This is a genomic window from Streptomyces sp. AcH 505, assembly GCF_000818175.1.
Classification (GTDB): Bacteria; Actinomycetota; Actinomycetes; order Streptomycetales; family Streptomycetaceae; genus Streptomyces.
In genome coordinates this window covers 428,276-436,930 of the sequence record NZ_JTIY01000002.1, presented here as the reverse complement: position 1 = coordinate 436,930, position 8,655 = coordinate 428,276, and the positions used below count along the sequence as shown (strand labels likewise).

General features: G+C 71.5%; 12 protein-coding genes. 3 read left to right on the top strand and 9 right to left on the bottom strand.

Features of this window, described 5'->3' with window-relative positions; translation table 11 throughout:
* The first annotated feature begins 101 nt into the window (after positions 1-101).
* Together HY68_RS32115 and HY68_RS32110 are read left to right on the top strand one after the other, a co-directional pair.
* A complete protein-coding gene (locus HY68_RS32115) occupies positions 102-971 on the top strand; it encodes an aldo/keto reductase (protein WP_041998422.1) in 870 nt (289 codons plus the stop codon).
* Positions 972-1,032: 61 nt separating this feature from the next.
* Entirely contained in the window at positions 1,033-1,551 is a 519-nt protein-coding gene (locus tag HY68_RS32110) for a GNAT family N-acetyltransferase (protein ID WP_041998419.1), read from the top strand.
* A 28-nt stretch (positions 1,552-1,579) separates the two neighbouring features.
* Here HY68_RS32110 and HY68_RS32105 read toward each other — a convergent pair whose 3' ends face one another.
* The 9 genes from HY68_RS32105 to HY68_RS32065 form a co-directional block, all read right to left on the bottom strand.
* Positions 1,580-1,840 carry a hypothetical protein gene (locus tag HY68_RS32105; protein ID WP_157874473.1) on the bottom strand — a complete coding sequence of 87 codons (261 nt, stop codon included), beginning with the start codon at positions 1,838-1,840 and terminating at the stop codon, positions 1,580-1,582.
* Between the two features lie 178 nt (positions 1,841-2,018).
* Complete coding sequence (locus HY68_RS32100) at positions 2,019-3,782, bottom strand: complex I subunit 5 family protein (RefSeq protein ID WP_041998413.1); 1,764 nt, start codon at positions 3,780-3,782, stop codon at positions 2,019-2,021.
* Positions 3,779-4,129 carry a sodium:proton antiporter gene (locus HY68_RS32095; RefSeq protein ID WP_041998410.1) on the bottom strand — a complete coding sequence of 117 codons (351 nt, stop codon included), beginning with the start codon at positions 4,127-4,129 and terminating at the stop codon, positions 3,779-3,781. The genes HY68_RS32100 and HY68_RS32095 overlap by 4 nt, the downstream gene beginning before the upstream one ends.
* A gap of 22 nt (positions 4,130-4,151) precedes the next feature.
* Positions 4,152-4,889, bottom strand: a complete 738-nt coding sequence (locus tag HY68_RS32090; RefSeq protein WP_041998407.1) for an MnhB domain-containing protein — start codon at positions 4,887-4,889, stop codon at positions 4,152-4,154.
* Positions 4,886-5,158 carry a DUF4040 domain-containing protein gene (locus HY68_RS32085; RefSeq protein ID WP_041998404.1) on the bottom strand — a complete coding sequence of 91 codons (273 nt, stop codon included), beginning with the start codon at positions 5,156-5,158 and terminating at the stop codon, positions 4,886-4,888. The genes HY68_RS32090 and HY68_RS32085 overlap by 4 nt, the downstream gene beginning before the upstream one ends.
* Positions 5,155-5,655 (bottom strand): monovalent cation/H+ antiporter complex subunit F, encoded by a 501-nt coding sequence (locus HY68_RS32080; RefSeq protein ID WP_063779730.1) that lies wholly within the window; start codon positions 5,653-5,655, stop codon positions 5,155-5,157. Before HY68_RS32080 ends, HY68_RS32085 begins: the two co-directional genes overlap by 4 nt.
* Positions 5,652-5,831 (bottom strand): hypothetical protein, encoded by a 180-nt coding sequence (locus HY68_RS32075; protein ID WP_041998401.1) that lies wholly within the window; start codon positions 5,829-5,831, stop codon positions 5,652-5,654. The genes HY68_RS32080 and HY68_RS32075 overlap by 4 nt, the downstream gene beginning before the upstream one ends.
* 100 nt (positions 5,832-5,931) lie before the next feature.
* Complete coding sequence (locus tag HY68_RS32070) at positions 5,932-6,807, bottom strand: cation diffusion facilitator family transporter (protein ID WP_241778895.1); 876 nt, start codon at positions 6,805-6,807, stop codon at positions 5,932-5,934.
* A 302-nt stretch (positions 6,808-7,109) separates the two neighbouring features.
* Complete coding sequence (locus tag HY68_RS32065; protein ID WP_041998396.1) at positions 7,110-7,661, bottom strand: ferritin-like domain-containing protein; 552 nt, start codon at positions 7,659-7,661, stop codon at positions 7,110-7,112.
* Positions 7,662-7,858: 197 nt separating this feature from the next.
* Here HY68_RS32065 and HY68_RS32060 point away from each other — a divergent pair.
* Positions 7,859-8,655: SDR family NAD(P)-dependent oxidoreductase (locus HY68_RS32060; protein ID WP_063779729.1), on the top strand; the 797-nt coding region annotated here is incomplete at its 3' end.

The window sequence follows — 8,655 nt, the reverse complement described above, 5'->3', positions numbered from 1 at the left end:
CACCAGCCGGCCCGGCCGGCGGGGCCGGGAACATCCGGGGCGCGGTGTGGCGTTGCAGTGTGCGGCAATCACAGGTAGACGACACACAGGAGTACCACCCCATGTCCGACACACTGACGCCCGCGAGCGCCGCAGGCACCTTCGTCATCGGCGGCGACCTGACCGTCAACCGGCTCGGCTACGGCACCATGCAGCTGCCGGGTCCGGGCGTCTGGGGCGAGTCGAAGGACCCCGAGGGGGCGGTACGGGTACTGCGCCGCGCCGTCGAGCTCGGCGTCAACTTCATCGACACCGCCGACGCCTACGGGCCGTTCGTCGCCGACCTGCTGCTCAAGAAGGCGCTCCACCCGTACGCCGACGATCTGGTGATCGCCACCAAGGCGGGCCACACCCGGACGGGCCCGAACGCCTGGGTCCCGGTCGGCCGCCCCGAGTATCTGCGCCAGCAGGTCGAACTGAGCCTGCGCCACCTGGGACTTGAGCGGATAGACCTGCTCCAGCTGCACCGGATCGACCCCAAGGTGCCGCTCGCCGACCAGGTCGGCGAGCTGGCGGCGCTGCAGAGCGAGGGCAAGATCCGGCACATCGGGCTGAGTGAGGTCACGGTCGACGAGCTGGTCGAGGCCGGCAAGACGGCGCGGATCGTCTCGGTGCAGAACCTCTTCAACCTCGCCGACCGCCACTCCGAGGACGTACTGGAACACGCGCAGGCCAACGGCCTGGCGTTCATTCCCTGGTTCCCGCTGGCCACCGGCGCCCTCGCGGGCGCCGACAGCCCGCTGAGCCGGATCGCCGCGGACCGCGGTGTCGCCCCCTCGCAGCTCGCGCTGGCCTGGCTGCTGCGCCGCTCGCCCGCCGTGCTGCCGATCCCCGGGACCTCGTCCGTCGCGCACCTGGAGGAGAACGTCGCCGGGGCGGCCATCGAGCTGACCGACGAGGAGTACGAGGCGCTCGCCCACGCCGCCGGCTGACCGGCGCCGATCCCGCTGGCCCGCACGGGTGTTGGCCGTATCCGCTGTGTACGCTCCAGCCATGGCGGACCTGGTGACGGAACGGCTCGTGCTGCATCTGCTCGATGTGGCGGAGGCGCAGCGCGTGGCGGCACGCAGACCGGACCCGGGCGACCGCTGGGAGCCCGGGTATCCGGAGGCGGGCGATGTGTCAGGAGCCGTACGGTTCCTGGCCGCCCACGCGGACACCGGGGATCCCGGGCGGTTCGGCGTGTACGAGATCCGGCGCCGCGCCGACGGGCGGACCATCGGCGGTATCGGCTTCCACGGCGTACCCGACGAGGATCTGAGTGTCACCGTCGGGTACGGCCTGGTGGCTGCGGCGCAGGGCCAGGGCTATGCGTCCGAGGCCCTGCGCGAGCTGCTGCGGTTCGCCCGGTCGAGCGGTGTCGCCACCGTACGGGGGGACGCGAACCTCGACAACGTCGCGTCCCAGCGCGTCATGGCGGCGGCCGGTATGCGGCTCGTGGCCGAGGACAGGCAGCTGAGGTACTACCGGATCGACTACCGCGTCGACGACCGGGCTGATGACGCGGGCTGACTACCCCGCGCTGATTACTCCGCGCTGATCAACCCCTGCGCTGGCCGGGCGTGTGGCGGCGCGCCGAGATCCGTTCGAAGAGGGCCTCGCCCTCGCCGTCGTCCTCGCCCTCGTTCAGCGGGGGCAGTTCGACGGTGTAGGCCGGTTCGAGGAAGATGCCGTGGTGCTGCGGGCGCACGGGGGCGTCAGCGGCGGCCGGTACCTGCATCGGATCCTGGCGGGACGGTGAGGAAGGCATGCACAACCGTTCGAAGTGGAGCGGCCGGACGGCCCGAATGCCGATCGACACGCTGGCAAGCTGGGTGCCCCATCGTTTCCCGTCGTGCATGACGGCGGTTGTCCGGAGCGCTGCGCGCCCGCTCACTGGTCGGTGAGCAATCCGGTACGGGACTCGGCCAGCGTACGCGAGTACAGCCGTGATACGTGCATCCGGGACAGGGAGAGCCGCAGCGGGTCTCCGTGGGCGGTCAGAGGAAGCCGGGCAGGGTGAGCGCGCCGAGCAGCGTCACGCCCACGAGCAGCCAGGCCACGTAGTCGCCGATGTGCCCCGAGTGCAGCCGCCGCACGGGTCCTGACCAGTCAGGGAGCGCGCGGCGCTGCCGCGGCCGCGCCCGTACGGCGTAGCCCGCCAGCGCGACGGCGAGGGCGGCGGACAGCAGGCCCAGCAGCACGCCCGGCGCGGTCCAGTGCGGTGCGCCGGCGGCGGTGCCGGGCAGCGCCTGGTCGACGGCGTGCGCGACCACGGCGCCGATGCCGGGGACGAGCCCCACCACGAGGCCGCAGGACAGCAGCACGGCGGGTACGGCCAGCATGGTGTCCGGCACCCGTCCGGGGCTGCCGTGGGACTCGGGTTCCTCCTCCTCGCCCTTGGTCTCGTACGTCCGGCCGGCCACCGGGCGCGGCCCGCGGGCGAAGAAGACCCGGGCGGCGACCCGCAGCACCGCTCCCCCGGTGACCGCGGAGACCAGCACGAAGAGCGCGGTCACCCAGCTGTCGGCCGACTCCTCGGTGACCGCCTTGCCCAGCCCCGTACCGAACGGCGGCAGCCCGGCGAGTGCCAGGCCGCCGGCCACGAACATCACGGCCACCGGGGTGAGCCGGCGCGCCCGCCCGTACAGGTCGTGTTCGTCGACGCTGCCGTAGCGGTCGAGCAGGATGCCGGCGCAGGCGAACAGGGCGGCCTTCACACCGGCGTGGCCCAGCGCGTAGAGGGCGATGCCCTCGGTCGAGTCCGGGGTGAGCAGCCCGAGCCCGACGAGGAAGAGCCCCGTGTGGGCGACGGTGGAGAAGGCCAGCAGCCGCTTCACATGGCGCTGTTGCCAGCACATGAGCGCCCCGACGACCGCCGACACGGCGCCGAGCACCACCAGCGCCCGCCGGGCGTCGGCGGCCGGCACACCGCCGGGTCCTGCGAAGACGGTCCAGTAGACCCGGCCGACGCCGTACACACCGAGTTCGACCATCACACCGGACAGCAGCATGCACACCGGTGTGGGGGCGACGGCGTGTGCGTCGGGCAGCCAGAAGTGGAACGGTACGGCCGCCGCCTTGACCAGCAGTCCGGTCAGTACCAGCACGAACGCGGTCAGTACGAGCGCGTCGGGGCCGCCCTGTTGGTCGAGCCGCTGTCCGACCGCCCGCATGCCCAGCTCGCCGGTGCGCGCGTAGAGCAGCACGATGCCCGTCAGACTGACGTAGGCGCCGAGGGAGTTGATGACACCGAAGGTCAGCGCGCCCTGCACCGCCTTGGCCTCCTCCACCCGGTATCCGGTCAGCGCGTAGGCGACGACGCCCATCAGCTCGAAGAAGACGAAGGCGTTGAACAGGTCGCCGGTGAGGACGAATCCGCACATGCCCGCCTGGAAGAGCAGTACGAGCGCGGGGAACGAGCCGGACTGTCTGCGCGGTGGTTCGTCGAAGTACCGCCAGGAGTAGGCGAGTACGGCGACGACGAGCAGCGAGACGAGTGCGGCGAGCCCCAGCCCCATCAGGTCGCCCCGCAGCACGATCCCGACGCTCTGCCCGTGGTGCGGCTCCCAGCCGCCCACCCAGTCGGTCAGCGGGGCCGACGACGCGTCGGCCAGCAGCCACAGGGTCAGTCCCGCCGTGCCGGACGCCACCACGCAGGCCGTGGTCTCCGCGACCCTGCGCGGGACGACGCGTCCGGTGGCGACGAGCAGTGCGGCGCCGAGGAGGGGCAGCGCCACGACGAGCGGCAGCAGTTGGTTCATCCGCGCAGCTCGGACAGTTCGTCCGGATCGACCGTGCCGTGCCGCTTGTTGACCTGGATGACCAGGGCGAGCAGCAGGGCGGTGACGGTGGCGCCCACCACCACGTCCGTGAGGGTCAGGGCCTGGACGACGGGGTCGACGACCGGCCGGGAGCCCGGCGCGATGTCGGAGAAGACGGGCGCCGTGCCGCCGTTCCGGTAGCCGACGGCCATCAGCAGTACGTAGGTGGAGGACTGGCAGACGGCGAGACAGCCCACGGCGTGGATCAGATTGCGGCTGGTGGCGAGCCCGTAGCAGCCGACAAGAAAGATCCACGCGGCGACCAGGTACGGCAGCACGGACATCATGTCCTCCTCACTTCTCCTACCGTCACTTCTCCCCCCGCCCCTCGATCTCGACGGCCTGGTCGAGGAAGCGGGCGAGCAGGACGACCACGGCGCAGGCGACCTCCATGCCGATGGCGGCGTTCAGCAGGGGGACGGTTCCGCCGGACGACAGGGTGTTGAACGTGCCGAGCGGCAGGAAGTTGGCGAGGAACGAGGTGCCGCCGAGCAGCCCGGCGGCGCCCAGCAACAGATAGGCACCCTCGCCGGCCGCGTCGCCGATCTCGTACAGGCCCATCGGTCTGATCCGCTCCAGCGCGTGGTAATCCACGGCGATGTAGAGCAGATGGAGCGCGGTCGCCGTCACCACACCGCCCTGGAAGCCGCCGCCGGGGCTCAGTTGGCCGTGGGCGACGACGTAGAGACCGACCACCAGCGTCACCGGCAGCAGGTACAGCGCGTATCGGCGCACCGCGGGCAGCACCAGGGCGGGTGCGGGGTCGACCTGCCGTTCGTCGCGGGTCTGGCGCAGCAGGACGACCGTGCCGAGCACGGCGCCGAAGAGGATGCTCTCCTCGCCGAGTGTGTCGTAGCCGCGCTGGTCGAAGTTGATGGAGGAGATGACGTTGGCGGTGTGCCGGGCGAGTGAGGCGTGGACGGCCCGGTCGCCGTACGGGTGGAAGGCGGCGCCGAAGTCGGGCAGGCCGGTGTAGGCCGTGACGAGCAGCACGGCGACGCCGGCGAGGCCGACGGCCAGCAGCCACAGCCGCTGCCCGCGGGTCACTCGCCTTCCCTTCGCCCGCTCGCCGGCGGCCGGGGACGGCGCCGGATCTTGCGTACGGACAGCAGCAGCAACAGCGGGGTGAGCGCCGAGCCGACGGCGAGCTGGGAGAGCGCCACGTCCGGCGCCTGGAGCACGATGAACAGCACGGCCAGGGTGAGGCCGAGCAGGGACAGCACCAGCGCCTGACGGGCCGGGTCGCGGACGACGACGGCCGTGGTGGCGGCCGCGGCCACCAGCAGCAGCGAGATGACGATCAGCGCGTCGTTCATGACACCCCGCCGCCGTCCGACGCCCTTGCGCCCGGGTGCTGTTCGCCCGGCGGTTGTTCGCCCGGCGGCTGTTCACGCAGCGCCCGGGAGGAGATCTGGTTGCCCGCCACCAACAGCGTTCCGATGACGATGAGTTTGACCATCGACCTGCCCGGCTCGGCGACCACACACAACGGCACGACGACGGCGACAGCCGCACCGGCCGACACCACGTCGGCCAGCCGGCCGCGCGGCGGATCGGCCCGCAACTCCTCGGCGAACAGCCGCGCGTAGATGAGTGTGCCGGCCGGACCGAGCAGCGCGAGGACGAGCCCCGCGTCGACGTACGACGTCCTGGCGTAACCCTGGGCCAGCAGCAGCAGGACGAGACAGACCACGAGGGTGGCCATGTTCTGTGCGACCACCCGGCGTCTGATCGGTCCGGTGGCCACCGCCCACAGCGCCGGTGCCACCCCGCCGGCCAGCAGCACGGCCGAAGCGAGCAGCCAGCCGTTCACCGGGCGATCACCGCACGCCGCGCGCCGCACGCGCCGACGGCGCCCAGCAGGGCGACCGCCGAGCCCACCGCCCACTCCAGTGGTGTCACGGCGCTGATCAGCATCAGCCAGAGCACGAGCAGCGCCGCCCACCAGGCGGCGAGTTCGGCCGCGAGGCTGATGATCCTGTGCGCCATACGCTCACCTCCGCACGCCACGACCCCGGGAATCCGGCCCATGAAAGCACCGCTGTCGGCGCGCGGTCCCGCGACGCGCCAGGAGCGGGCCGACGGCCCGTCAATCGTCGGACGGCGCCTCGGTGATGTCGAGGTAGACCTGATCCGCCTCGGGCCAGGTGTGGGTCACGGACTTCTTGATCCGTACGCAGACCAGCTCCACGGCCTCGCTGTCGAGGCCGGGCACCAGGTCGACCCGGGCGGCGACGAGCGTCGAGTCCATGCCGAGCTTCATGGTCAGCAGCGACGCGACGTTGTCGATCTCGGGCTGCGCGGACAGCATCGAGCGGATACGGCCGCTCATCTCCGGGTCGACGGCCTCGCCGATCAGCTGGGTACGGGCCTCGGCGCCGAGCCGGTAGGCGATGTAGACGAGCAGCACCCCGATGGCGAAGGACGCGCACGACTCCCAGACGATGTTCCCGGTGATCCAGTGGAGCACCAGACCCGCCATGGCGAAGAGCACACCGAGCACGGCGGTCGAGTCCTCGGCGAGCACGGTCCGCAGGGCGGGGTCCTCGGCGCCTTCCTTCTCGCCGCGCACCTGCACGACCGCCCTTATCAGCGAGGTGCCTTCGGCGAGCAGCGCGACCCCGAGCACGACGAGGCCGATGACGTAGTCCGACGCGTCCTCGTGGGTCTTCTCGCCCAGGGCCTCGAAGCCCTGGAAGAAGGAGAAGCAGCCGCCCATGACGAAGATCCCGACGGCGGCGAGCAGCGCCCAGAAGTAGCGCTCCTTGCCGTAGCCGAAGGGGTGCTGCTCGTCCGCGGGCTGCCGGCTGCGGCGCAGCGAGAAGAGCAGGAAGACCTCGTTGAGGCTGTCGGCGACGGAGTGCGCGGCTTCGGACAGCAGCGCGGGTGAACCGGTGAACAGACCGCCGACCGCCTTGGCCACCGCGATCAGCAGATTCGCGCCGAGTGCCACCAGGACGGTCAGCTTGGTCTTGCTGTCGGACTTCTCCTGGCTGTCGGGCTCGTTGGGGCTGCCGGACTCTTCCTGACGGTCGGACTCTTTCTGATTCAACTCGTCTCACCTTGATCAGTACGTGAAGTCGTCGCCGGTGAACCGGGGTGGCTGGCCGCTCGACCCAGTTTCGGGTGCCACCTGAAACCAGTTCCAAACGCGCGGCCGCCCCGGACCCGCCACCGCGCGGAACGAATGACGGTTGCGACAAGGAGAACCCCGGTGCCGGCGGGGGCGCCGGCACCGGGGTGCTCTCGGGGTGTCGCGGGGGGCGGTCAGGAGGTGGGCTTCTCCGCGGCCGGCAGGCGTTCCAGCAGGCCGCGCAGGTCGTCGGCGTGCTCCTCCTCCTGGGCGAGCAGGTCCTCGAAGACCCGGCGGGTGGTGGGGTCGCCGTCACCGAGCCACTGGGTGATCTCGGTGTAGGAGGCGATGGCCACCCGTTCGGCCACCAGGTCCTCCTTGATCATGTCGACCAGGCCGGCGCTCGCGTCGTACTGCGCGTGCGAGCGGCTGGTGAGGGTGTCCGGGTCGAAGTCGGGTTCACCGCCGAGCTGCACGATGCGCTTGGCCAGCTTGTCGGCGTGCTCCTGCTCCTCCGCCGCGTGTTCGAGGAATTCGGCCGCCACCGGCTCGGAGTACAGGCCCGACGCCGTGTAGTAGTGCCGCTTGTAGCGCAGGGTGCAGACGATCTCCGTGGCCAGTGCCTCGTTCAGCACCTGGATGACGCGCTCGACATCGGCGCCGTAGGCGTCCGTCACCGGGCCCTTCTCGATCTCCTTGCGCGCCCGCGCCCGGAGTGTCTCGATGTCGGTGAGGAACTCAGCCATGGCCGTGCACATCCTTCTCTACGGAACCGGATACCTTTCGTGCCCCTTCGGGTGCCCTGTCCCTCCCCCGCCACTCCTGCGTTCGCCCTGTTCTGCCTGTTCGCGCGACCGGCTCGGCCACCTGGCCCCGCGGCGCCGCGGCGCCCCGCGCGTGGCATCCTGGCGGCGCCCGCCCGGATCACCCTGGAAGGAACCCCGTGAGTGGCACTCGAACCGTTCTCGTCACCGGAGCGACCGACGGCCTCGGCCGCTCCCTGGCCGGCCGGCTGGCCGGTGACGGCACCCGGCTGATCCTGCACGGCCGCGACCAGGACCGGCTCGACAAGACCGCCGACGCACTGGCAGCGGCCGGCGCCGTACGTCCCGACACCGTGCTCGCCGATCTCGCCGACCTGGCCCAGGTGCGCCGGCTGGCCGCCGACGTGCGCGGGCTCACCGACCGGCTCGACGTCTTCGTGAGCAACGCGGGCATCGGGTCGGGCGAGCCGGACGGCCGTACCCGCAGGACCAGCGCCGACGGCTACGAGCTGCGTTTCGCCGTGAACTATCTCGCCGGATTCCTGCTGACCGTCGAACTGCTCCCGCTGCTGCGGGCGTCGGCGCCCGCCCGCATCGTCAATGTGGCGTCGCTCGGCCAGAGTCCGCTCGACTTCGACGACCTCATGCTGGAGCGCGGCTACGACGGCGGCCGTGCCTACGGCCAGAGCAAGCTCGCCCAGATCATGTCCGGCTTCGAGCTGGCCGGGCGGCTGCCCGCCGCCGAGGTCACCGTCAACAGCCTGCATCCGGCGACCTACATGCCGACCAAGATGGTGCTGTCGGAGATCGGCCGCAGCGTCGACACCCTGGAAGAGGGCACGGCCGCGACCCTGCGGCTGGTCACCGACCCGGCCCTGGCGGACACGACGGGCCGCTTCTTCGACCGGACCCGCGAGACCCGGCCCGCCGCGCAGGCGTACGACCCTGCGGCGCGCGCCGAGCTGTGGCGGGCGAG

Bases quoted from the DNA above. Each gene is read 5' to 3' on its own strand.
- HY68_RS32115 (WP_041998422.1), top strand. From the start codon at position 102: ATGTCCGACACACTGACGCCCGCGAGCGCCGCAGGCACCTTCGTCATC.
- HY68_RS32100 (WP_041998413.1), bottom strand. From the start codon at position 3,782: ATGAACCAACTGCTGCCGCTCGTCGTGGCGCTGCCCCTCCTCGGCGCC.
- HY68_RS32085 (WP_041998404.1), bottom strand. From the start codon at position 5,158: ATGAACGACGCGCTGATCGTCATCTCGCTGCTGCTGGTGGCCGCGGCC.
- HY68_RS32065 (WP_041998396.1), bottom strand. From the start codon at position 7,661: ATGGCTGAGTTCCTCACCGACATCGAGACACTCCGGGCGCGGGCGCGC.
- HY68_RS32110 (WP_041998419.1), top strand. From the start codon at position 1,033: ATGGCGGACCTGGTGACGGAACGGCTCGTGCTGCATCTGCTCGATGTG.
- HY68_RS32095 (WP_041998410.1), bottom strand. From the start codon at position 4,129: ATGATGTCCGTGCTGCCGTACCTGGTCGCCGCGTGGATCTTTCTTGTC.
- HY68_RS32075 (WP_041998401.1), bottom strand. From the start codon at position 5,831: ATGGCGCACAGGATCATCAGCCTCGCGGCCGAACTCGCCGCCTGGTGG.